Below are 25,362 nucleotides of genomic sequence, written 5' to 3'. Positions count from 1 at the left end.
AAGTAGTTTGGGCGTTGAAAAACGCTTAAATATCTTTAATAAGAAATCTGAGAGGATGTTTTTTGATGTTTGATATGCAAGTTTTTGATTATGAGGATATTCAGTTGGTTCCTAATAAGTGTATTGTGAATAGCCGTTCGGAGTGTGATACGACTGTCACTTTAGGGAAACATTCTTTTAAAATGCCAGTGGTTCCTGCCAATATGCAAACGATTGTTGATGAATCAATTGCAGAATTTTTAGCTGAAAACGGTTATTTCTATATCATGCACCGTTTCGATGAAGAAAGTCGCATTCCTTTTATTAAAAGAATGAAAGAAAAAGGTTACATTTCTTCAATCAGTGTAGGTGTAAAAGATTATGAATATGGTTTCGTTGAACAATTAGCATCAGAAAACGTGATTCCTGATTATATTACAATAGACATTGCTCATGGGCATTCAAATTCAGTAATTCGTATGATTCAACACATTAAAAAAGTAATTCCTGAAACATTTGTCATTGCTGGAAATGTTGGCACGCCAGAAGCGGTTCGCGAATTAGAAAATGCTGGTGCGGATGCTACGAAAGTCGGTATTGGCCCAGGTAAAGTTTGTATTACGAAACTAAAAACAGGATTTGGAACAGGTGGTTGGCAATTAGCTGCTTTAAGATGGTGTGCCAAAGCAGCTCGTAAACCAATTATTGCGGATGGTGGTATTCGTAACCATGGTGATATCGCGAAATCGGTTCGATTTGGTGCGTCAATGGTTATGGTCGGTTCGCTATTTGCAGGTCACGAAGAATCACCAGGCGAAACAAAAGTTGAAAATGGTGTTGTTTATAAGGAGTACTTTGGTTCAGCTTCTGAATTCCAAAAAGGTGAAAAGAAAAATGTTGAAGGTAAGAAGATTTGGGTAACACACAAAGGTTCTTTAAAAGATACCTTGGTTGAAATGCAACAAGACTTACAATCTTCCATTTCTTATGCAGGTGGGAACGACTTAGAAGCGATTCGTAAAGTAGATTATGTAATTGTGAAAAATTCAATTTTTAATGGTGATACAATTTAACTAAAAAAGCTAGAAAAGGATAGATTGCCTTTTCTAGCTTTTTTTTAAAGGAATATTGCTTTTCATTTATCTGCTATAAGTTGCCAGTATCTAGATTATGTAAATTAGCTTTATTCTTGTTTGCATAAATTATGTTTTTTTCAATAAGTTGACATCGGCTAGAAAGAAGTCTATAGTAATAGATGAATTAAATAATTGTTAGGTGAGGCTCCTATAAAGAAATAAGCTGCTGCCGCGAAAGAATCGAGAGACTCTTAGTTGGTTGAACAGGAATAATCGCGAAGGTTATTCATAATGTAGCTGATGAACAATAAGTTGTTTGTCTACGCTTTATAGTGCTAAAGCTCAACGATGACTATGGATTGTTTGACGCATACTCATTGTTGAGTGTGCGTTTTTTTGTTGAGCAAAACCAGAAAGGCGGTAAACAAATGGATTGTCCCAGTCCCCAGATAAATAAAAAAATGACCCAAATGCTAGGAGGATGTCAACTTTCATTCCTAGCATAAATTCGAGGAGGAATGAACATGATGAAAAAGACAGATTTTAAAGAACAAGAGTTAAAAAAATTAGCGCTTCTTTCTGAGCGTGAGTTGTATATGGAACTAAGAACGTCGGCACAAGGACTTTCAAAAGAAGATGCCTTAGAACGTTTAGAAGAATTTGGTCCCAATAAAGTAGATGCAGAAAAACCAACCCCACCATGGTTAATTTTTCTATCAGCATTTAAAGACCCCTTTGTTTTAGTGTTGCTTGGTTTAATGCTTGTTTCAGCTTTAACGAAAGACTATGAAGCAGCAATCGTTATGAGTTTGATGATTTTAGCGAGTGTTATTATCACTTTTATTCAAGAGTACCGCTCACAGCAAGCGAGCGAGGCGTTAAAAGAATTAATTGAGAATACGTGTGCCGTTACTAGAAATGGTATTACTGAAGAAATTCCGATGGATGAAGTGGTACCAGGAGACATCGTAACACTCGCTACAGGAGATATGATCCCAGCAGATGCCGTTTTGATTTGGACGAATGACCTCTTTATTAACCAATCGTCTTTAACGGGTGAATCAATGCCTGTTGAGAAATTCGTTGAAGCGGGGATTGAAAAAAACGATCAAAACATTTCAGCAATCGATATGCAAGATTTGGTATTTATGGGAACGGATGTTTTGAGTGGTCAAGGTAAAGCAATTATTTTAAAAACAGGACAAAATACCTTTTTTGGAGATATTGCTAAAAACGCAACCAAAAGTCGTGGGAAAACTTCTTTTGATCAAGGGTTGATTAAAGTGAGTAAGTTACTCTTGCGAATGGTTGTTGTCTTATTTCCAATTGTTTTTTTATTAAACGGCTTAACCAAAGGCGATTGGACGGCAGCATTTTTCTTTGCGATTGCCGTTGCAGTAGGGTTGACTCCTGAAATGTTACCGATGATTGTAACAAGTAACTTAGCTAAAGGTGCGATTGCATTATCAAAACAAAAAGTTATTGTAAAAGAATTACCTTCGATTCAAAATTTAGGTAGTATGGATGTTCTTTGTACAGACAAAACAGGTACGATTACTGAAGATCGCGTTGTTTTAGTGCAACACTTAAATCCTTTAGGAGAAAATAATCAAGATGTACTAGATTACACGTTCCTAAACTCTTCTTATCAGACGGGTTGGAAAAACTTAATGGATATTGCCGTAATTAATTATTATGAAGAAAATGAAAGAGCCTTGCCTTTTAAAGAAATCCAAAAAATTGATGAAATCCCTTTTGATTTCTCAAGAAGAAGATTGACAGTCGTTGTAAAAGCAGACGAGCATCAATTGATGATTACTAAAGGAGCCGTTGAGGAAATGGAAGCGGTGTGTTCTTATGTAGAAATTGATGGCGTCGTTCAACCAATTACTGATTTACTACGCGAGCAAATGCGCAAAGTGAATAGAGTATTAAACGAACAAGGGATGCGCGTTTTGACGGTAGCGGTAAAAAAAGATGCGCACAGTGATGCAGTCTATTCAGTTGCAGACGAAAATGAAATGACAATTATTGGCTTTATGGGCTTCTTAGATCCAGCGAAAGCCTCTGCTAAAACAGCGATTCATTCCTTGCATCAACATGGGGTAACAGTCAAAGTATTGACTGGCGATAATGAAATTGTAGCAAAAAAAGTATGTAATGATGTTGGAATCGAAGTCAACGAATACTTGTTAGGTACACAAATTGATGCGTTAACAGACGAAGAGTTAAAAAATCAAGTTGAACAAATTCACTTGTTTGCAAAATTAAATCCGATGCAAAAATCACGTATTATCGAATCTTTACAGTCAAAAGGCCATACAGTCGGTTTTATGGGTGATGGGATTAATGATGCTCCGGCACTCCGCACTGCTGACGTAGGGATTTCAGTTGATACAGCAGCTGATATTACAAAAGATGCCAGTTCAATCATTCTTTTGGAAAAAAGCTTAAATGTTTTAGACCATGGGGTTGTTGAAGGTCGAAAAGTATTTAGTAATATGATGAAATATATTAAAATCACCATCAGTTCAAACTTCGGTAACGTCTTTGCGATTTTGGCGGCGAGTGCTTTTTTACCGTTCTTACCAATGCTTTCGATTCAATTGTTAATTCAAAACTTAGTCTATGACATGGCTCAACTAACGATACCGTGGGATAACGTTGATGAGGAAGAATTAGCAACACCCGTTAAGTGGCGGATTAGAGGATTACTTAAATTTACCATTTTTATCGGTCCAGTGAGTAGTATTTTTGATATTATAACCTTTATTGTGATGTGGAATGTATTTTCTGCGAATACAATTGCAGAACAAGCTCTTTTCCAGACAGGGTGGTTTATGGTTGGATTAGTGACTCAAACTTTAGTTGTTCCGATGGTTCGGACAAGAAAAATTCCATTTATCCAAAGTCGCCCATCAATGCCAGTTGTGTTAGCAAGCCTTGCTGTTGTTCTGGTTGGGTTTACGATCGTAAGTACACCATTAGCGAACTTTTTTGAATTTACCTCATTACCAACAAGCTATTGGTTCTGGTTTGTTGGAATCGTAATAGCTTACTTATTGGCTTTAGAAGGGGCAAAACGAATTTATATTCGTGTAACTGGTGAATGGTTATAATCAATAAAAGATAAAACAGCTTTTACGAAATCATTCTTTTATTAAATAAAAGGAGCAGATTACTTTTTTTAAAAAAGAAAATCTGTTCCTTTTTTTATTTTATCTGTTGTAGTTTTTCGAAAACTTTAGTCATCGATAGGGTTTTCACATGAGATTGTTCGTCGACAAAAACAGCAAGTTTAACGCTCTGTGTATGATTGGCTAGCCATTCTGTATTATTATTTTAGGTTAAAAATGAAAACGATTTATAAAATGTGATGCATTTCACTAACGAACCTTTTACGTATCAACCTTTTTTTAAATGAAATAAGTTATAACTTTGAAACTTATTACTTGTCTTTATCGAATAAAAGTGATAATTTAATATTGTGATTGGCAATAACAGTGATACAGAATAAGTCGCTGTTGCAATTTACCAACTAGAAAGAATTGAATTAAGAGAGGAAAGTGTGACAAGATGGCAAAGAAAAAAACAATTGACTTCCAAGCGTTACTTGACAAGGCACATTCGGATTTTCCAATGTATCAAGCATTAGATAAAGATGGGAACGTTGTAAACGAAGCATTAGTTCCAGATTTAACAGACGAAGAATTAGTAGAGTTGATGACTCGTATGGTATGGTCACGTGTACTTGACCAACGTTCAACTGCTTTAAACCGCCAAGGTCGCTTAGGTTTCTTTGCACCAACTGCTGGGCAAGAAGCAAGTCAATTAGCAAGTCATTTTGCTTTTGAAAAAGAAGACGTATTATTACCAGGATATCGTGATGTACCACAATTAATTAAACATGGCCTACCATTATCACAAGCGTTCTTGTGGTCACGTGGTCACGTTGCAGGTAACCTTTACCCTGAAACATTACAAGCTTTACCACCACAAATTATTATTGGAGCACAATACGTTCAAGCAGCGGGCGTTGCTTTAGGACTTAAAATGCGCAATAAACCAAACGTTGTCTTCACTTATACAGGTGACGGTGGTTCTTCACAAGGGGATTTCTACGAAGGAATTAACTTTGCTGGAGCATATAAAGCAAATGCAGTGTTCTTTATTCAAAATAATGGTTTTGCGATTTCAACTCCTCGTGAAAAACAATCTGCTGCTGTTACTTTAGCACAAAAAGCAGTTGCTGCAGGTATTCCAGGAATTCAAGTAGATGGAATGGATCCACTAGCAATCTATACAGTAACTAAAATGGCACGTGATTGGTCAATTGCAGGAAATGGTCCTGTTTTAATTGAAACAATGACTTACCGTTATGGTCCACATACATTATCAGGGGATGACCCAACTCGTTACCGTTCAAAAGATATGGACGATGAATGGGTAGCAAAAGATCCATTAATTCGCTTCCGTAAATATTTAGAAGCAAAAGGATTATGGAATGAAGCAAAAGAAGAAGCAGTTATTGAAGCAACACGTGAAGAAATTAAAGTAGCGATTGCTGAAGCAGACAAGCAACCAAAACAAAAAGTTTCTGATTTCTTAAAATCAATGTTTGAAGTACAACCACAAAGCATTAAAGAGCAAATTGAAATTTTTGAAGCGAAGGAGTCGAAATAAAACATGGCACAAAAAACGATGATTCAAGCAATTACCGATGCACTTGCTTGTGAATTAGCTGATGATAAAAATGTAATTATGTTCGGTGAAGACGTAGGTAAAAACGGTGGGGTTTTCCGTGCTACTGAAGGCTTACAAGAAAAATTTGGTGAAGACCGCGTATTTGATACACCATTAGCAGAATCAGGGATCGCTGGTTTAGCGTTTGGTTTAGCATTAGAAGGTTACCGTCCAGTTCCTGAACTACAATTCTTTGGTTTCGTTTTTGAAGCAATGGATGAAGTAGTTGCACAAATGGCGCGTACTCGTTACCGCATGGGTGGCACTCGTCAATTACCAATTACGATTCGTTCACCATTTGGTGGTGGGGTTCATACACCAGAATTACACTCAGATAACTTGGAAGGCTTAATTGCTCAATCACCAGGTATCCGTGTTGTTATCCCATCAAATCCATATGATGCAAAAGGATTGTTAATTGCTTCAATTAGAAGTAATGACCCAGTTGTTTTCTTAGAACATATGAAATTATACCGTTCTTTCCGTGAGGAAGTGCCAGAAGAATCTTACGTTGTTCCATTAGACAAAGCTGGAATTACACGTGAAGGAAAAGATGTTTCAATTATTACTTATGGTGCAATGGTTCGTGAAGCAATCAAAGCAGCCGATGTATTAGCAAAAGAAAATATTGATGTTGAGATTATTGACTTACGTACAGTTGCTCCATTAGACATTGCAACAATTATTGCTTCTGTTGAGAAAACAGGCCGTGTTGTTGTTGTACAAGAAGCTCAAAAACAAGCTGGCGTTGGCGCACAAGTTGCAGCTGAAATTGCTGAACGCTCAATTCTTTCATTAGAAGCACCAATTGGTCGTGTTTCTGCTCCAGATACTGTTTTCCCATTTGGTCAAGCAGAAGGTGCATGGTTACCGAATGCAAAAGACATCGAAGAAAAAGTAAGAGAAATCGCAAACTTCTAATCAAAGAAGCGAGAAAGGGAGATATTAAACATGGCATTTCAATTTAAATTACCAGATATTGGTGAAGGGATTGCAGAAGGCGAAATCGTTAAATGGTTCGTCAAAGTAGGCGATACAATCAATGAAGATGATACATTATTAGAAGTACAAAATGACAAATCAGTAGAAGAAATTCCATCTCCAGTTACTGGGGTAGTTAAAAATATTTTAGTAAGTGAAGGCGTTGTAGCGAACGTTGGTGATGTTCTAGTTGAAATTGACGCACCAGGCCATGAAGATGACGCTCCAGCAGCTGCTGCACCTGCTGCACCAGTAGTAGAGGCAAGTGGCGAAGGGGTCTTCCAATTTAAATTACCAGATATTGGTGAAGGAATTGCAGAAGGCGAAATCGTTAAATGGTTTGTTAAAGCAGGCGATACAATTAATGAAGATGACACATTATTAGAAGTGCAAAATGACAAATCAGTAGAAGAAATTCCATCTCCAGTTACTGGAACAGTGAAAAGTATTTTAGTTGCAGAAGGCGTTGTAGCGAACGTTGGTGATGTTTTAGTTGAAATTGATGCACCAGGCCATAATTCCGCACCGGCTAGCGCACCAGCTGCACCTGTAGCACAAGCGTCAGCAGCATCAACACCAGTAACAGCCGCAGCACCAGCCGCTCCAACGGGTGTCCCAAGCAAGCGCGTTTTAGCGATGCCTTCAGTTCGTCAATTTGCGCGTGAAAAAGAAGTTGACATTACTTTGGTAACGCCAACTGGTAAAGGTGGCCGTGTAACAAAAGCGGATATCGAAACATTCTTAGCAGGTGGCGCACCTGTTGCAGCTCCAACAGCGTCTGCTCCAGAAGCAGCAGCTGAAGTGGCGGCAGCACCAGTTCAAGAAACAGCGGCACCAAAAGCAGCACCAAAACCATTCGTGTCAAATGTTGCGGAATTAGAAACACGCGAAAAAATGACACCAACACGTAAAGCAATTGCTAAAGCGATGGTTAACAGCAAACACACCGCACCACATGTTACGTTACATGATGAAGTGGAAGTTTCAAACCTTTGGGATCAACGTAAGAAATTTAAAGACATTGCTGCAGCAAACGGCACAAAACTTACTTTCTTACCATATGTTGTAAAAGCTTTAACGGCAACAATGAAAAAATTCCCAGTGATGAATGCGTCAATTGATGATGCAACGCAAGAAATTGTTTATAAAAATTACTATAACATTGGTATTGCAACAGATACTGATCACGGCTTATACGTACCAAACGTGAAAGACGCTGACCGTAAAGGATTATTTGCAATTGCGGATGAAATTAACGGAAAAGCTGCTTTAGCACATGAAGGTAAATTAGTAGCAGAAGATATGCGTAACGGTACTGTTACAATTACGAATATTGGTTCTGTTGGTGGCGCATGGTTCACACCAGTAATCAACTACCCAGAAGTAGCGATTTTAGGTGTCGGTACAATTGCACAACAACCAGTAGTCAATGCAGAGGGCGAAATCGTTGTTGGTCGCGTAATGAAATTATCATTAAGCTTTGACCACCGCATTGTTGATGGAGCGACTGCTCAAAAAGCAATGAACAACATTAAACGTCTGTTAGCAGATCCAGAGTTACTATTGATGGAAGGATGATAAACAAATGGTAGTTGGAGATTTCGCCTTAGAATTAGATACAGTTGTAATCGGAGCAGGACCTGGTGGCTATGTAGCTGCCATCCGTGCTGCTCAAATGGGACAAAAAGTAGCAATTATTGAACGTGAATACATCGGTGGCGTTTGTTTAAACGTTGGTTGTATTCCATCGAAAGCTCTAATTGCAGCTGGTCACCATTATCAAGAAGCGTTACACTCACAAATGTTTGGTGTGACAGCTGATAACGTGACACTTGATTTTGCACAAACACAAGATTGGAAAGATAATGGCGTTGTTAATAAATTAACATCAGGTATTAGCTTCTTATTGAAAAAAAATAAAGTTGAAGTCATTGAAGGGGAAGCATTCTTTGTAGATGATCGTACTTTACGTGTAATTAAAGAAGATTCTGCTCAAACTTATGAGTTCAATAACGCTATTATTGCGACTGGTTCTCGTCCAATTGAAATTCCTGGATTTAAATTTGCTGGACGCGTACTTGATTCAACAGGCGGTTTAAACTTAAAAGAAGTGCCTAAAAAATTAGTCATTATTGGTGGCGGTGTAATTGGTGCAGAACTAGGTGGTGCGTATGCAAACCTAGGAGCAGAAGTGACGATTTTAGAAGGTTCTCCACAAATTTTACCAACTTATGAAAAAGACATGGTGAAAATCGTTGAAGAAGACTTTGCTAAAAAAGCAGTAACAATCGTGACAAAAGCGATGGCTAAAGAAGCAATTGACAATGGTGATAGCGTAACGGTTAACTATGAAGTTGATGGTAAACAAGAAAGTATCACGGCTGATTACGTAATGGTTACAGTTGGTCGCCGTCCGAATACGGATGATATGGGTCTAGAACAAGCAGGTGTTACAATTGGTGAACGCGGCTTGATTCCAGTAGACAAACAAGGTCGTACAAATGTTTCAAATATTTATGCGATTGGGGATATTGTTCCAGGTGCTGCTCTTGCTCATAAAGCAAGTTATGAAGCAAAAGTTGCGGCAGAAGCAATTTCTGGTAAAAAAGTTGAGGTAGACTACAAAGCAATGCCTGCTGTTGCCTTTACAGACCCTGAGCTTGCCTCTGTAGGCCTTACAATTGCTGAAGCAAAAGACCAAGGAATTGAAGCGAAAGCAATTAAATTCCCATTTGCTGGTAATGGCCGTGCGTTGTCATTAGGTAAGACAGAAGGATTTGTTCGCCTAGTTACAACAATTGAAGATCATGTCATCGTTGGGGCGCAAGTTGCAGGTGTTGGTGCTTCAGATATTATTTCTGAATTAGCGCTAGCCATTGAATCTGGTATGAACGCAGAAGATATCGCCTTAACGATCCATCCACACCCATCATTAGGTGAAATCGTGATGGACGCAGCGGAACTAGCTTTAGGTCTGCCAATTCACGCTTAAGATAAATGAACTTATAAAAGACGTTTTCCTTTTGGGAGGAGGCGTCTTTTATTTTTTTTACGATAAAAGTATGATAAACTAAAAGTAGTAAATACTAAAAAGGACGTATGAATAAAATGAAAGATTATCAGTACCCCCTTGACTTAGAGTGGTCAACCGAGGAAATGGTTCAAGTAATGGCGCTTTGGCAAGCACTGGAACAAGCTTATGAAAAAGGAATTGACAATCAACAATTTTTAGAAAAATATCAAGCATTTAAAAAAGTGGTTCGTAGCATTGGAGAAGAACGCCGACTGGGTCGTGAGTTTGAAGAAACAGCAGGGTATTCTTTATACCAAACACTTCAAAATGCCAAGAAAAATGAAAAGAAGATTTTAAAAATGAAAGGTTGAGAAAAGTGCAAATTTTAATTAGTGAAGTGAAAAGCTGGCTACTTGAAGCGGGTGAACGCTTAAAAGAAGCTTTGTTAGACGAAAAATTACAAGTCGATACAAAACTGAGTCGGACCGATTTAGTGACGAACTTAGACAAAGAAATTCAAGACTTTCTAGTAGGTAAGATTATGACCTTTGATCCAAAAGCTAAGATTTTAGGTGAGGAAAATGGGCAAGATAAACTTGAAGATTTTTCAGGACGTGTTTTTGTGATTGATCCGATTGATGGAACGATGAATTTTGTTTTAGAAGGCGAAAATTTCTGTATTATGGTTGCCATCTATGAAGAAGGGAAAGGGGTTTTAGGTTTTATTTATGATGTAATGAAAAATGAGTTCCTTTGGGGCGGACCTTCAATTGGTGTTTACGTTAATGAAGAGCGTGTTCAACAAACCAAATATCTTTCTTTAGAAGAAGGCTTACTTGGCGTAAATGCTAAAATGTATACTCATAATATTGGTAATTTACAAGCAATTGGTGATGTTTCGATGGGGATTCGGATGTGTGGCTGTGCGGGAGTCGAATTTATTCATCTGGCTTTAGGACGTCGTGCCGGCTATATTTCAAATCTTGCACCTTGGGATTATGCAGCAGGGCAAATTCTGGTTGAAACACTAGGGATGACGGTAACGAAATTTGATGGCGAATCTTTAAATCTCGATGAAAGAGAATTTTGTGTCGCTGCTGGACCCGCAGCTTATACACAAATTTTAAAGCTATCGTTAGAAAATAAAGAAGGCTACTAAATATTTGGATCAATAACTTTTTTTTGTATCAGAATTGTTGTATAATAATCGGTTGAGGAGTACAAATTCGTGCTCCTTGATTTTTTAATCAAAGGAGAAAGTATGTTTTTAAAATACAAACCAACTTGGATGATTGAAGCGATTTATCAAATCACGCCAGATCAATTCAAAGAACAAGGAATCAAAGCGGTCTTTGTCGATCTTGATAATACGCTGATTGCTTGGAATAATCCTGATGGAACGAAAGAGTTAAAGCAGTGGTTACAAACAATGAAAGAGGCTGAAATTCCTGTAATTGTAATTTCAAATAACAGCCATGCCCGAGTTAAGAAAGCTTTGCAATCTTTGCAACTTGATTTTATCTCGCGCGCGTTAAAACCATTTCCAAGAGGGATTCATCAAGCGCTAAAAAAATTAGACTTAAAGCCAACAGAAGTAATGATGATTGGTGATCAAATTATGACGGATATTAAAGCAGCAAACAGTGCAGGTGTTAAAAGTGTTTTAGTAAAACCAATTGTGACAACCGATGCTTGGAATACGAAATTTAACCGTTTTATGGAAAGAAAAATTATGAAACATTTACTCGCAAATAATCCTGAAATGAAATGGCAAGGAGAATTAAAATGACGGAGAAAATTCAATGTATCGGCTGTGGCGTAACGATTCAAACAGAAGATAAAAATAAACTTGGTTTTACACCAAAATCAGCGCTAGAAAAAGGCCTTGAGTCAGGAGAAGTCTATTGTCAAAGATGTTTTCGCTTGCGTCACTACAATGAAATTCAAGATGTTTCGTTAACGGATGATGATTTTTTACGTTTATTAAATGAAATTGGTGAAAAAGAAGCTCTAATTGTGAACGTCGTTGATATTTTTGACTTCAATGGTTCACTGATTCCAGGCTTACATCGTTTTGTGGGCAATAATCCTGTTTTATTAGTTGGCAACAAAGTCGATATTTTACCTAAGTCGTTAAAAGCTTCAAAATTGACACAATGGATGAAAGAGCGTGCACATGAAGCGGGTTTGCGCCCAGTCGATGTCTTATTAACAAGTGCTAAAAAAACGAATGAATTAGCTAGTTTACTGGATGCAATTGAAAAACATCGACAAGGCAAAGATGTTTATGTCGTGGGTGTAACAAACGTAGGAAAGTCTACTTTAATTAATCAAATTATTAAACAAACAGCGGGTGTTCAAGAATTGATTACGACTTCACGCTTTCCAGGGACAACGCTAGATAAAATTGAAATTCCATTAGATGATGGGCATTTTTTAATTGATACGCCAGGAATTATCCACCGACATCAAATGGCGCATTACTTAGGTGACAAAGACTTAAAAATTGTTGCGCCACATAAAGAGATTAAACCAAAAACATACCAATTAAATGCTGAACAGACACTGTTTTTAGGTGGCTTGGCCAGGTTTGATTTTATCCAAGGTGAAAGAAGCCCGTTCGTTGCCTACTTATCAAATGATTTAGAAATCCATCGGACAAAGTTAGCAAAAGCGACGGATTTTTACGATAAGCATGTGGGCGGATTATTGCAGCCGCCTCGTCCAGAAGAGGTCAAAGCGTTTCCGGAATTGGTCCGCTATGAGTTTTCAATTAAGGAAAAAACCGATATCGTGTTTTCTGGCTTAGGCTGGATTACAATTACAAATCCATGCGTTGTCGCAGGGTGGGCTCCAAAAGGGGTTGCCGTATTAAAAAGAAAAGCATTAATTTAAGGGGTATAAAAAATGGAACTAAGAGGAAAACAAAAGCGTTTTTTAAGAAGTGAAGCACATCATTTGAAACCAATCTTTCAAATTGGTAAAGGCGGATTAAATGATGCGATGATTCACCAAATTGGCGAAGCGTTAGAAAAACGTGAATTGATTAAAGTGACTTTATTACAAAATACCGACGAAGTGCCAGAAGAGGTTGCAACTGTTTTAGAAAAGCAATTAGCTTGTCAAGTTGTTCAAATTATTGGGAAAATTCTAGTCGTATATAAGCCGTCGTCAAAAGAGAAGTTTCAAAATATTTCCACTCAAGTTCGTGGAATTTAAATTGTAGGTGTGGTTCATGAAAACACAGAAGGATCAATTTATTGAGACAAAAGAGCAAAAAATGCCAATAAAATCGTTTAAAAGAAAACAAGTTGGAATTTTAGGTGGGAACTTTAACCCAATTCATGTTGCCCACTTAATTGTTGCTGATCAAGTTGGTCAAGCGCTTGGTTTAGATGAAGTTCGTTTAATGCCTTCTTTTTCATCTCCACATGTGGATGAAAAAGAAACCATTGATGCGACTCATCGTTTAAAAATGATTGAATTAGCGATTCAAGATAATCCTTTGCTTCATGTTGAAACCATTGAGTTACAAAGACAAGGAAAAAGTTATACTTACGATACAATGGTTGCTTTAGTTGACCAAAACCCTGATACCGATTATTATTTTATTATTGGTGGTGATATGGTTGATTATCTGCCAACTTGGTATCGTTTAGAGGAATTGTTTACTCTAGTTCAATTTGTTGGTGTAAAAAGGCCGGGATACCCTGTTGAAACGAATTATCCAGTCATTTGGGTCGACATTCCTTGGCTTGATTTGAGTTCAACCATGATTCGTAACAAAGTTCAAGAGGGCTGTTCAGTGAATTACTTCCTACCTGATCAAGTGATAAACTATATCAAGGAAGAAGGGTTGTATCTTGGAACAAAGTAAAGAAGGACAAATATTTTCCGAACGAGCTACGTTACTTCAAAAAATCAAAAAAAATATGAGTGAAAAAAGGTTTAACCATGTTCTAGGAGTCGAAGAAACAGCAGTTGCTTTGGCTAAACGGTTTCAAGGAGACCTTTTAAAAGCACGCATAGCCGCACTTGTGCATGACTATGCGAAAGAACGTAGCGACGAAGAGTTTCGGCAAATCATACGAACTCAGAATTTTGATTTGGAATTACTAAATTGGAACAATGCAATTTGGCATGGAGTAGTTGGCACGTATTTCATTGAAAAAGAGTTAGGGATTTCGGATAAAGAAATTTTACAAGCAGTTGCCTACCATACAACTGGAGCAGCTAAAATGTCCTTGCTTGATAAAATCATTTATGTGGCGGATTACATTGAGCCAGGACGCGATTTTCCTGGTGTGAACGAGGCACGACAACTTGCAGAAATTGATTTAGACCAAGCGGTAGCATTTGCAACCAAACAAACTTTGAAACATTTAATTGAAAAAGAACAAGTAATTTACCCAAAAACAATCGAGACCTATAATCGTTGGGTCGCCAAATTTCAAGGAGGAGATTCTCATAGATAGTCAAAAGATTTTAGAAATAGCAGTAAAAGCAGCTGATAGTAAGCGTGCTGAAGATATTATAGCGTTAGAAGTGAAAGAAATTTCATTACTAGCCGATTATTTCATGATTTGTTCCGCCAATACGGATCGCCAAATTTCAGCCATTGTCGATGAAATTATAGAGCAAGAAGAAAAAGCGCAAGTTGAAGTGAAACGAATTGAAGGAAAAGATGGTGGTAAATGGATCTTGATTGATCTAGGTGAAGTGATTGTTCATGTATTTAATACAAATGAACGTGCTTTTTACAACTTAGAGAAGTTATGGTCAGATGCACCATTCGTATCATTAACCGAATGGATTGTTGATTAATTATGGCGTATGAAACATTTGCTTTTGTATACGATGAAGTCATGGATACAAGTCTTTATCAACGTTGGCTTGATTTTTCAATCAGACACCTGCAAGATAAAAAACAAGTATTAGAACTTGCTTGTGGGACTGGAGCTTTAGCGGTGGCGTTTGCAAAAGAAGGTTTTGAGGTAACCGCACTTGATTTATCAGAAGAAATGTTAATGATTGCAAGTGAGCGTGCCCAAGAAAGCGAAGTAGAGATTCAATTTGTTATCGGTGATATGCTTGATTTAGCTGAGGTAGGGACTTATGAAGCCGTCACTTGTTTTTCAGACTCAATTTGTTATATGGAAGATGAAATCCAAGTGCAAGAGGTTTTTGATGGCGTTTATAAATTACTAGAAGAAAATGGGATTTTCGTATTTGATGTGCACTCAACTTATCAGATGACGGAAGTTTTCCCTAATTATAGTTATCATTATCAAACAGATGATTTTGCTTTTTTATGGGATAGTTATCAAGGCAAAGAAAAATACAGCATCGAACATTTTCTCACTTTTTTTGTCGAAAATGAAGAAGGTCTTTTTATTCGAGAAGATGAATTGCATCAAGAAAAAACGTATCCCCTAGCTACCTATCAAATGATGCTAGAAAATGCAGGGTTTCAAAAGATCGCAACCTATGCTGATTTTATTGATAGCGAACCAAACGAAAAAAGTCGTCGCTGGTTCTTTGTTTGTCAAAAATAAGATTCAAGGAGATAAAAGTGAAGTCCTCTTTTATCTCTTTTTTGTTAGAAGGTGAAAAAAATGAAAGCTTGCGGCTTAATCGTTGAATATAATCCGTTTCATAATGGGCATTTATACCATGTACAAAAAGCGCGTGAACTTTCACAAGCAGAAATTATCGTAGCAATCATGAGTGGTAATTTTCTACAAAGAGGGGAACCGGCGATGATCGACAAGTGGCAACGAGTGCAAGCTGCTTTAGCAAATGGGGTCGATTTAGTTGTTGAATTACCAGTAGAATGGGCCGTGCAAGCAGCCGATTATTTTGCATATGGCGGTATTCAAATATTAAGTGCCCTCGGTTGTCAGTCGGTGTGTTTTGGAACAGATGCCACGAGTTCATTTAATTACAACGAATTTGGTGAACAATATCATGCGCAAAAAGAAAAAATTGATGCCATGTTTAAACAAACTGATTCAAAAAATTTATCTTATTCGCAAAAAATGGCGCAAATTCTACCAGTTTTTTTCCCTCAATTAGGGACAGGAAAATTTTCACCAAATCATATTTTAGGGATGAGTTATGCGTACCAAAATGCTCATTTAACTAAACCAATGGAACTTATTGCTTTGCCACGAAAAAATAGTCAATACCATTCATTGGAAATGGTAGGTGATATTGCTAGTGCGACAGCCATTCGCCAAGGTCTTCGTCAAGGTTTGGATGTGAGTCAGGTAGTTCCAGCTGCAACACAAAAAGCAATAAAGGACTATACGGTTGACTGGTCAGATTATTGGACCATTTTACGATATAAAATTATAAGTAGTTCAATAAGTGAATTAAAAGAAATGTATCAAATGACAGAAGGACTCGAATATCGATTGAAAAAATATATTCTTGAAGCGACGAGCTGGAGTCATTATTTGTCTTTGCTTCAAACAAAACGATACACAAAAACGCGTATTCAACGCCTATTGTGTTACGTACTTTTAAATATTAAAACAACCGAAATGACACAAGCTTGGCAACAAAAGTCGATTCAATTACTTGGTTTTACACCAGCGGGAAAAAAATATTTAAAAACAATTAAAAAGGAGTCTTCCTTGCCGATTATTTCAAAAGTTGATGCAAAAATCGTTGAAAACTACCCTTTGATGATTCGAAGTAACCAAATTTACCAAATGGGGCATTCGAACATCCCTGAACAAATTTTCGGACGATTTCCAATCCAGTAATATTTTTGCTGAAAAATACTTCACAGATTGGCTTTAGACGAGTATAATAACAAAGGAAGTTTGACCAAATTGGTTTACTTAGACAAGAAAAAAAGGAGAATGAATCATGGGACGAAAATGGGCAAATATTGTCGCTAAAAAAACGGCAAAAGATGCAAACAATAGTAAAGTATACGCAAAATTTGGAATTGAAATTTATGCGGCAGCAAAATCAGGTGACCCTGATCCCCATAGTAATCAAAAGTTGAAATTTGTTATTGATCGTGCAAAAACCTATAACGTGCCAAAACACATTATTGACCGTGCAATTGAAAAAGCAAAGGGCTCAAGTGACGAACAATTCTCTGAGTTACGTTACGAAGGATTTGGTCCGAACGGTTCAATGGTAATTGTTGACACCTTAACAAATAACGTTAACCGAACAGCCGCTGATGTACGGGCTGCATATGGTAAAAACGGGGGGAACATGGGTGTTTCTGGTTCTGTTGCTTATTTGTTTGATAATACTGCTTTATTCGGGTTTGCCGGTGAAGATGCAGATGAAATTTTAGAATATTTAATGGAAAAAGAAATTGACGTGCGTGATGTTGAAGAAGAAGAAGGTCAAATCATTGTTCACGGAGAGCCTGAAGATTTTCATGCGATTCAAGAAGCGTTAAAAGAAAAAGGAATTGAAGATTTTTCAGTAGCAGAAATGCAAATGATTCCGCAAAATGAAGTTACGCTAACAGGAGACGACTTAGTTAAGTTTGAGAAAATGATTGACGCGTTAGAAGACTTAGAAGATGTGCAGATGGTTTTTCATAACGTTTCTTTGGAAGATGAAGCGTAAATCAAAAAAGTTGAAAGAGGTTGGGCAAAAGCCGCCTCTTTTTTAATTGTAACAATTAAAAGAAAGCGTTTTTTTATTAAGGGATAATGCAATGAGATATGTTATAATAAAGCATCAATAAAAACGGTAAGGAGGAATAAGATGAGCGAAGGGACCATATTAATTCCATTTGATCGTATATTAAGTGGTTACGATAAAATTACGGAAATTTCAGTTTCAATTAATGATTGCTCGAAGTTGTGCCAACGATATCAACACTTAGGAGTACAAGGGTATCGTTTAGGTGATTTTCGCGGAGTTACCTATTTAAATCGTTATTTGAATTGCTCGGTAACACAAGCACCGATGCTAATCTATCGCGATAAATATTTAATTCCTTTAGTTTTTCGCCAATCAGAAGACACGTTTCGTTTGTTTGAAGAAAGCTTACGTTTAGAAGGCTTCTTCTACTTATTGGATTGGTTTTTAGCCAATCGTCCAGCAGCGATTCTTGTAAAAGATACGCAAAGTACCAATCGTTTAACAAGCACTCGTGAAAAAATAATCGATACCGCCTTTTTAACGTTTCGTTTGGCTGAAATTTTAGATGGTGCGGGCTTTCCGTTGAGTAAATTTACACGATTAGAAGAATTTGTGGATTGGAATCGAGTCAATCGCTTAATTGATAATGGCGGGATTGGACGTCATAGTCGTATTTTTGATGAGGAAAATCAGCAAAATATGTCAGAATTAGCCGTTATTTTAAAGATAATTCAATTAAAATACCCAACGACTTTAGCATCGTTGGCTTAAAAAAGGAGCATGCTTATGAAATCAGAAGAAAATGATTTGTTTGAAAGAAGTAAGCAAGGCTTCTTACAACTTGTTTTCAGTCGCTTTGGGATTGTTTTATTTTTGTTACTTGTTCAAGTTTGGCTGATATTTGGTTTGTATCAGTACATTACCGTCAATTATGCGCATTTATTTTATTATAGTTTTATTGTCTTTTCGATAGTAGGCTATTTAATTTTATTTAATAGCAAAAGTGATAACAGTGTAAAATTGACTTGGATGTTAATTTTTACTTTATTACCGGTTATAGGTATTTTATTTTATTTTTATACCCGTTTAGATTTTGGGCACCGTCTTGAAAGTAGTCGTTTAATTCAAATAAAAGAAGCGTCTAGAGAATTAATTAAGACAAAAGAAGAAGTGAAAAAAGAGCTAGAGGAACGACCAGATTTAAAAGGACTAGCAACTTTCATAAACCAAGCAGGGAATTGTCCCGTTTACCATAATGGTGAAGTGACTTATTTTTCTTTGGGAGAAGAAAAATTTGCGGATTTATTACAAGAATTAAAAGCGGCAAAACATTTTATTTTTATGGAATACTTTATTGTAGCAAAGGGCGAAATGTGGGGACAAATTTTAGAAATTTTAATTGAGAAAGCGCAAGAAGGTGTTGAAGTGCGTTTTATGTATGACGGCTTTTGTGAATTCTCTTTACTTCCTCGTTCGTACTCGAAAGAATTAGCCAAATACGGCATTAAATGTAAAGTGTTTGCTCCAATTCAACCTTTTATCTCAACAGTTTATAATTTTCGAGATCATCGTAAAATTTGTGTCATTGATGGACAAGTCGCTTATACGGGTGGTGTAAATTTAGCCGATGAATATATTAATAAAATTGAACGTTTCGGTCACTGGAAGGATACAGCCGTAAAAATTCGCGGAGGTGCCGCTCAAAGTTTTACACTGATGTTTTTGCAAATGTGGGCGTTAGATAGTAATACGACAGACTTTGAAAAGTGGTTAAAATTGTCTGAACAAGAAGGAATAAAAGCTCATGGGAAGGGTTTTGTCCTACCCTATGGCGATTCGCCGCTTGACGGAGAGCGCGTGGGTGAGATGGTTTATTTTGATTTGTTAAACAAAGCCCAATCGTTTGTGCAAATCATGACTCCTTATTTAATACTAGATGGTGAGATGGAGACCGCATTGACTTTTGCGGCTAAAAGAGGCGTAAAAGTTCAAATTATTTTACCACATATTCCTGATAAAAAATATGCCTTTGCTTTAGCCAAAAGTCATTATGCCACCTTGATTCAAGCCGGCGTTGAAATTTACGAGTATACACCTGGATTTGTCCACGCCAAAAGTTTTGTAGTTGACGGCTATAAAGGGACAATTGGTACAATTAATTTAGATTATCGAAGTTTTTATCATCATTTTGAATGTGGCGTTTATTTAGAAGATGTTCCTGCTATTGGTGAGATGGTCAAAGATTTTAATCAAACCCGAGCATTAAGTCAACAGGTGACGCTAGAAGATGTTTATCGTGAAAAGAAAAGTACTCGTTTATTAGGCTGGTTTTTGAAAATATTTGCGCCACTCATGTAAAAAAACTCGTTTCACTTGAACACACTGTGTAAAAGTGAAACGAGTTTTTATTCATATTTATTAAGCCCCAGATAAAGAACGTGTGCAAGCTTCTTAATAGATTGTTTCAGATTATTTATAATCAGCCATTTCCGTGGTTAAGTTCTTTAAAAAAGGGCTCTTTTGCTCAGGGACAAAAACGGTCAATTCATGCATCGCGCGGGTGGCAATGGTATATAAAATCAAGCGATCTTGAGGAGTGGAGAAGTTATAGCCAATGTCCCAGGCGAAAACACTATCAAACTCTAATCCTTTGGCTAAGAAAGCCGGTATGATCATGACTGGTCGTTTCATATAATCTTCTTCAGACGTAATTAATTGAATTTTTTCTTGACTCTTTTCATCGAGAGCGTCGTATAAAGCTTGACACTCGGCACTCGTTTTTCCAATAATCGCTAAACGCCAATAGGGATGATTTTTACGAGTGATTTCAATTTCATTTAATAGTAAGCGAATTCGCTCTTTTTGATTGTTTGCTTGATAAATCGTTGGTTTTTTCCCGTTTCGTGCGGTTGTTCGAACTTGTTCTTCCTGAGATAAGAAATGATTCGCAAAATCGGTAATTTCTTTTGTCGAACGGTAACTAGTTGTTAACTGGTAGCGTGCGACTTCTTCATTTGGGAAAAGTTGGTCTAGTGATTGAACAATCGTTTCATTTCCAAAGACTTTTTGATTTAAATCGCCACACAGACTTATGCCAGCTTTTGGATAAAGTGTGCGTAGTAAAGCAACTTGAGCTGGCGGAAAATCTTGCATTTCATCAATAAAAATAAAACGCGCCTTTTGTTGGATATTCACTGGAAAAAGACTTTGTGTTAATAAAAAGAATAGCAAGCCATCTTCTTGACGAAGCTCTTTTTGCCGTAAATCACTTTTTAAGTTGGCCAAGTGCTCATTCCACGTTGTACAATCTAAGTCAAAGTCAGCTAGCTTTTGCTCAGAAACTTGAGATAAGAAGTGTAGATATTGCTTTGGTCGATTGATAAAACGATATCTTTTCACACCAATTGTTAAGCTGCGGAATTTTTTTCGAACAATTTGTTGACGGAACTTCTTTAATAAGCGTCTTTCATTTTCTTCGCTTGACTCTTGATGAGGATCTTCTTCAAATAACTGGTGAAGTAATTCTTCTGCTTCTTCTTTTACCCAAGCCTTTCTAAGTTCGTCTTTTTCAAGTCCCCCAATTTTTTTTAGGAGCTTTGTTTGAAGTAGTTGACTTCTTTGATATAAAGGTAGATTAGGATTTGTTTCTTGGTACCAATTACGAATTTGTTCCTTACTAATATAAGTCGTTCCTTTAATTTTTAAATCTCTAAATAATGGTCCAAAAGCAGTGATTTTTTCAATGTAATTTGGTAGTAAATGAACGAGAGCCAAACTATTTTTTAGGCGTTGAATCCGGTCGTCAGTACCAGTTAAAAAGTGTGCTTCTTCTGCGACTTCTTTTTGAACTTGATAGGCTGGTAATAGCTGTTGCAAAAAGTCATGGAAGGTTCGAGTTGGTACTTCGCTTTCTCCCAGAGATGGTAAAACTTGTGCAATATAATCAGAAAATAAATGGTTAGGTGAAAACAGTAAAATTTGATCGTCTTCTAACCATTTTCGGTTTCGATACATTAAGAAGGCAATCCGTTGTAACAAAGCGGATGTTTTTCCACTCCCGGCAATTCCTTCAATTAACAAGTATCGATTTGTTGTGTCACGAATAATCGCATTTTGTGCTTTTTGGATCGTCGACACAATATTTTTCATTTGGCCAGAAGAAGCTTCATCTAAAATTTCTAATAAGAAATCATCATTGATAACTTCCGAAGTATCAGCCATTGAAACAAGTTCACCATCTTGAATTTTAAATTGACGTTTACCAAGTAATTCGACTTCAAACTGGTCCGTATCCGTTGCATAAAAAGCCGGACCAATTTCTCCTTCGTAATACAAGTTTGCAATGGGTGCACGCCAGTCAATAATAATCGTTTCTTCTTTTTTGTCTCTTAATGAGGCAATCCCTAAATAAAGTGTTTCTGGATTTTCGATGCCTTCTTTAAAATCAATTCGACCAAAATAAGGTGTCTTTTCCATCACGGTTAGTGCGTGAATTCGCTTTGCTTGTGCTTCGGTCGTTTGATAACGAATCATTAAATCTTGTTGATGTTGTTGATATTCTACAACGGATTCATAAAAAGCTTCTTCAGAGCCAGCATTAATCCGTTTTTCAGCCACTTCTTTTAGCTGTTCTTGCAAATCTTGTGAACCTTGTTGCTGTTGTGCTTCAAGCATTTCTTTTTCATTGCGGATTCGTTGAATGTTTTTTTGTAGTTGTTTTTTTTCATAATCGCGAGTAGTCATCTGATCGGCCCCCTCTAAAAATTAGACTTTAAAATTATAGCATAGAAAAATTAAAAAAGATAAAAAAACAAAAGATTCTTAAATCGTCATGAGAATTACGCTGAAAGAGAAATTTTGAATAGGGTTCTGTTCACAGAGCAAAATGATATCTTTTTAAAAGAAAACGGCGTAAACTAAAGAAAAGACAACAAGACAATGAAAGAAAAGGAGCGATTGAAGATGGGAGTTATAAAATTAAAACGAGCCTACACCGATTTGTCAAATGAACAAGGTTACCGTGTATTAGTGGATCGGCTTTGGCCACGCGGCATAAAAAAAGAAACGCTGGCTCTAGATTTGTGGGAAAAAGAACTAGCGCCTACGAATGCGTTGCGCCATGAATTTAACCATATTCCTGAAAAGTATGAATGGTTTAAAAAAGAATACCGTCAAGAGTTGAAAAATAACCCTGCATTGCCAGCATTTATTAAACAAGTACAGTCGTGGTTGGAAACAGCCGATGTCATTTTAATTTATGGTGCAAAAGATGAAGTACATAACCAAGCGGTGGTGCTTAAAGAGTGCCTCGAAGAAATGTTTGAAAAGTAAGAGCTAGCGACTTTTATAAAAATAATTTGTTATAATTCTATTTTTTGTAAATGCGTCCTATCGTAAGCTACGCCGTTTGTTTTAATCGTCTTTTAATTATGAAAAGCAAGAATATCGCATTAAATAACGAGTTTTCTTATTACTAAAATAAAAGAGGAATCCTGACCATCGATATATTTGCCTTTTAATAAAAAAAGACTTGCATTTTTTCAAAAGAGGTGCTTAAATAAAGCCATAGTTGATTTATGAAAAAGACACCTGCATTTGAGAGTCTTCAATCAGAGAGGGAAAGCTAGGCTGAGACTTTTCCAGAAGAAAACCAAAGAATGACCACTTTTTCAAACCTTTGTTGAAACAAAGGCGGGTAGCCCGTTAACGCATGGAAGGAATACATTTTTTGTATTTGAATTTAGGTGGAACCACGATGATACGTCCTAATGTCGATTATTTGACATTAGGACTTTTTTTGTTGCAAAATTGCTTCTAGCAAAACAGGAATTTGTGACAAGAACAATCACGCAAACAGGCCCTGTCATCTAAAGTAAAGAGGAGTCAACCGTCAAAATCTAAGGAGGAATTTTAAATGATTAAAGTTACATTTCCAGATGGCGCGATTCGCGAATACCAAGCTGGAATCACAACCAAAGAAATTGCTGAGGGCATTTCAAAAGGTTTAGCCAAAAAAGCCCTTGCTGGAAAATTCAATGGGGAATTAATTGATTTAGAGCGCGAGTTAGAAGAGGATGGCGCAATTGAAATTGTTACGCCTGACCATGAAGCAGCTTTAGGTTTACTACGCCATTCAGCCGCGCATTTAATGGCACATGCAATGCGTCATTTATACCCTGAAATTCATTTTGGTGTCGGTCCTGCAATTGATTCTGGTTTTTATTATGATACCGATAATGGCGAAAATCCAGTAACAGCGGAAGATTTGGCCGCCATTGAAGCAGAAATGATGAAAATCGTGAAAGAAAACCACCCAATTACTCGTCGTGTCTTATCCAAAGATGCCGCATTAGAGTTATTTGCTGGCGACCCTTACAAAGAAGAGTTAATCAATGATTTACCAGCTGACGAAGTAATTACGGTTTATGAACAAGGGGACTTTGTTGATTTATGTCGTGGTCCGCACGTCCCATCCACCGGTCGCATTCAAATTTTCCAATTACTTTCGGTTGCCGGTGCGTATTGGCGTGGGAATTCCGATAACCATATGATGCAACGTGTTTATGGTACAGCCTTTTTTGACAAGAAAGACCTGAAAGCATTTATTAAGGCGCGTGAAGAAGCGAAAGAACGCGATCACCGTAAATTAGGAAAAGAATTAGATTTGTTTATGCTGTCGCCAGAAGTTGGTGCGGGACTACCATTTTGGCTACCAAAAGGCGCGACAATTCGTCGTACGATTGAACGTTATATTACGGATAAAGAAATTAATCTAGGCTATCAACATGTGTACACACCAATTATGGCCAACGTTGAATTTTATAAAACTTCTGGTCACTGGGCACATTACCATGAAGATATGTTTCCACCAATGGATATGGGAGATGGCGAGATGCTTGTCTTACGCCCAATGAACTGCCCACATCATATGATGATTTATAAAAACGATATTCACTCTTATCGTGAATTGCCAATTCGAATTGCCGAATTAGGCCAAATGCATCGTTATGAAAAATCGGGGGCATTATCTGGTCTACAACGTGTTCGCGAAATGACATTAAACGACGGCCATACCTTTGTTCGTCCGGATCAAATCAAAGAGGAATTTAAACGCACCTTAGATTTAATGACTTCGGTTTATGCCGATTTCAATATTACTGATTATCGTTTACGTTTAAGCTATCGTGACCCAAATAACACCGAAAAATATTTTGATGATGATGCAATGTGGAATCATGCCCAAAAAGTTCTGAAAGAAGCAATGGATGAAATTGGATTAGAATACTTTGAAGCAGAAGGAGAAGCGGCGTTTTACGGGCCAAAACTTGATGTACAAGTAAAAACCGCATTAGGTAACGAAGAAACATTATCGACCATTCAACTTGATTTCTTATTACCAGAACGCTTTGACTTAACTTATGTTGGTGAAGATGGTGAAAATACGCATCGTCCAGTTGTTATTCACCGTGGGATTGTGTCAACAATGGAGCGTTTCGTGGCTTATTTAACCGAAGTTTACAAAGGCGCGTTCCCAACGTGGTTAGCACCAATTCAAGCAACAATCATTCCAGTATCAGTGGATGCACACTACGATTATGCTTCGGTTGTTAAAGAACGTTTGCAAGCAAAAGGGATTCGTGTAGAGCTTGATGATCGTAATGAAAAAATGGGCTATAAAATTCGTGCTTCTCAAATGCAAAAGATTCCTTACCAAATTGTGGTAGGAGATAAAGAAGTCGAAGAAGCAACGGTTAATATTCGTCGCTATGGTTCAAAAGAAACGCGCGTAGAGTCTTTAGACATGTTTATTGATGCGATTGTCGCTGATATTGCTAATTTTAGTCGCTAATAAAAAAGCTTGAAGGAAGGAATTAGACCGACCTTCAAGCTTTTTTGTTCATTTTAAAGGTAAAAGTTTACAAGTAGGGAAAGAATTCCATTAGAGAA

At 37.1% G+C, this 25,362-nt stretch carries 22 protein-coding genes and 1 riboswitch; of the genes, 21 read left to right on the top strand and 1 reads right to left on the bottom strand.

Translation table 11 applies throughout. The features are described 5' to 3' along the window. Positions 1-74: 74 nt before the first annotated feature. From guaC to cls, 19 genes are all read left to right on the top strand, one after another. Entirely contained in the window at positions 75-1,052 is a 978-nt protein-coding gene (gene guaC / locus JOD14_RS00575; protein WP_204652777.1) for a GMP reductase, read from the top strand. A 187-nt stretch (positions 1,053-1,239) separates the two neighbouring features. After that, positions 1,240-1,415: riboswitch (M-box (ykoK) riboswitch) on the top strand. Between the two features lie 164 nt (positions 1,416-1,579). Further along, positions 1,580-4,174, top strand: coding sequence for a magnesium-translocating P-type ATPase (gene mgtA / locus JOD14_RS00570; protein ID WP_204652734.1), 2,595 nt, complete (start codon positions 1,580-1,582; stop codon positions 4,172-4,174). A gap of 457 nt (positions 4,175-4,631) precedes the next feature. Further along, complete coding sequence (gene pdhA / locus JOD14_RS00565) at positions 4,632-5,738, top strand: pyruvate dehydrogenase (acetyl-transferring) E1 component subunit alpha (RefSeq protein ID WP_204652733.1); 1,107 nt, start codon at positions 4,632-4,634, stop codon at positions 5,736-5,738. A gap of 3 nt (positions 5,739-5,741) precedes the next feature. Next, positions 5,742-6,719, top strand: a complete 978-nt coding sequence (locus tag JOD14_RS00560; protein WP_204652732.1) for an alpha-ketoacid dehydrogenase subunit beta — start codon at positions 5,742-5,744, stop codon at positions 6,717-6,719. Positions 6,720-6,749: 30 nt separating this feature from the next. Beyond that, entirely contained in the window at positions 6,750-8,357 is a 1,608-nt protein-coding gene (locus tag JOD14_RS00555) for a dihydrolipoyllysine-residue acetyltransferase (RefSeq protein WP_204652731.1), read from the top strand. 7 nt (positions 8,358-8,364) lie between these two features. Continuing rightward, positions 8,365-9,771, top strand: coding sequence for a dihydrolipoyl dehydrogenase (gene lpdA / locus JOD14_RS00550; RefSeq protein WP_204652730.1), 1,407 nt, complete (start codon positions 8,365-8,367; stop codon positions 9,769-9,771). Positions 9,772-9,887: 116 nt separating this feature from the next. Then, complete coding sequence (locus tag JOD14_RS00545; RefSeq protein ID WP_204652729.1) at positions 9,888-10,163, top strand: UPF0223 family protein; 276 nt, start codon at positions 9,888-9,890, stop codon at positions 10,161-10,163. A gap of 5 nt (positions 10,164-10,168) precedes the next feature. After that, positions 10,169-10,951, top strand: a complete 783-nt coding sequence (locus JOD14_RS00540; protein WP_204652728.1) for an inositol monophosphatase family protein — start codon at positions 10,169-10,171, stop codon at positions 10,949-10,951. A gap of 102 nt (positions 10,952-11,053) precedes the next feature. Next, a complete protein-coding gene (locus tag JOD14_RS00535; RefSeq protein ID WP_204652727.1) occupies positions 11,054-11,581 on the top strand; it encodes a YqeG family HAD IIIA-type phosphatase in 528 nt (175 codons plus the stop codon). Further along, positions 11,578-12,687, top strand: a complete 1,110-nt coding sequence (yqeH, locus tag JOD14_RS00530; RefSeq protein ID WP_204652726.1) for a ribosome biogenesis GTPase YqeH — start codon at positions 11,578-11,580, stop codon at positions 12,685-12,687. The genes JOD14_RS00535 and yqeH overlap by 4 nt, the downstream gene beginning before the upstream one ends. Positions 12,688-12,699: 12 nt before the next feature. Continuing rightward, the gene (yhbY, locus tag JOD14_RS00525; protein ID WP_204652725.1) at positions 12,700-13,011 is read left to right on the top strand and encodes a ribosome assembly RNA-binding protein YhbY; all 312 of its coding nucleotides are present in this window, start codon (positions 12,700-12,702) and stop codon (positions 13,009-13,011) included. Positions 13,012-13,027: 16 nt separating this feature from the next. After that, on the top strand, positions 13,028-13,669 hold the full coding sequence (locus JOD14_RS00520; protein ID WP_204652724.1) for a nicotinate-nucleotide adenylyltransferase: 642 nt from the start codon (positions 13,028-13,030) through the stop codon (positions 13,667-13,669). Further along, positions 13,656-14,267 (top strand): bis(5'-nucleosyl)-tetraphosphatase (symmetrical) YqeK, encoded by a 612-nt coding sequence (gene yqeK, locus JOD14_RS00515; RefSeq protein WP_379962532.1) that lies wholly within the window; start codon positions 13,656-13,658, stop codon positions 14,265-14,267. Before JOD14_RS00520 ends, yqeK begins: the two co-directional genes overlap by 14 nt. A gap of 7 nt (positions 14,268-14,274) precedes the next feature. After that, complete coding sequence (gene rsfS, locus JOD14_RS00510) at positions 14,275-14,616, top strand: ribosome silencing factor (RefSeq protein ID WP_204652775.1); 342 nt, start codon at positions 14,275-14,277, stop codon at positions 14,614-14,616. 2 nt (positions 14,617-14,618) lie between these two features. After that, positions 14,619-15,347, top strand: coding sequence for a class I SAM-dependent DNA methyltransferase (locus JOD14_RS00505; RefSeq protein WP_204652723.1), 729 nt, complete (start codon positions 14,619-14,621; stop codon positions 15,345-15,347). A gap of 60 nt (positions 15,348-15,407) precedes the next feature. Then, positions 15,408-16,562, top strand: a complete 1,155-nt coding sequence (locus tag JOD14_RS00500; protein WP_204652722.1) for a nucleotidyltransferase — start codon at positions 15,408-15,410, stop codon at positions 16,560-16,562. Positions 16,563-16,668: 106 nt separating this feature from the next. Further along, positions 16,669-17,394 carry a YebC/PmpR family DNA-binding transcriptional regulator gene (locus JOD14_RS00495; protein WP_204652721.1) on the top strand — a complete coding sequence of 242 codons (726 nt, stop codon included), beginning with the start codon at positions 16,669-16,671 and terminating at the stop codon, positions 17,392-17,394. A gap of 141 nt (positions 17,395-17,535) precedes the next feature. Further along, on the top strand, positions 17,536-18,186 hold the full coding sequence (locus JOD14_RS00490; protein WP_204652720.1) for a hypothetical protein: 651 nt from the start codon (positions 17,536-17,538) through the stop codon (positions 18,184-18,186). Between the two features lie 15 nt (positions 18,187-18,201). After that, a complete protein-coding gene (gene cls / locus JOD14_RS00485) occupies positions 18,202-19,773 on the top strand; it encodes a cardiolipin synthase (protein ID WP_204652719.1) in 1,572 nt (523 codons plus the stop codon). Between the two features lie 111 nt (positions 19,774-19,884). Here cls and helD read toward each other — a convergent pair whose 3' ends face one another. Further along, complete coding sequence (helD, locus tag JOD14_RS00480; RefSeq protein WP_204652718.1) at positions 19,885-22,158, bottom strand: RNA polymerase recycling motor HelD; 2,274 nt, start codon at positions 22,156-22,158, stop codon at positions 19,885-19,887. Between the two features lie 219 nt (positions 22,159-22,377). On the opposite strand from helD, the gene JOD14_RS00475 reads away from it, so the two are divergent. Then, positions 22,378-22,746 (top strand): DUF488 domain-containing protein, encoded by a 369-nt coding sequence (locus JOD14_RS00475; RefSeq protein WP_204652717.1) that lies wholly within the window; start codon positions 22,378-22,380, stop codon positions 22,744-22,746. A gap of 583 nt (positions 22,747-23,329) precedes the next feature. Beyond that, complete coding sequence (gene thrS, locus JOD14_RS00470; protein WP_204652716.1) at positions 23,330-25,264, top strand: threonine--tRNA ligase; 1,935 nt, start codon at positions 23,330-23,332, stop codon at positions 25,262-25,264. The last annotated feature ends 98 nt before the right edge of the window (positions 25,265-25,362 follow it).

The sequence above is a fragment of the Enterococcus lemanii genome (genome assembly GCF_016909125.1).
In the GTDB taxonomy this organism is placed as follows: domain Bacteria; phylum Bacillota; class Bacilli; order Lactobacillales; family Enterococcaceae; genus Enterococcus_I; species Enterococcus_I lemanii.
Note: the sequence above shows the minus strand (reverse complement) of the source record. Positions and strands in the feature narration are given on the sequence as shown.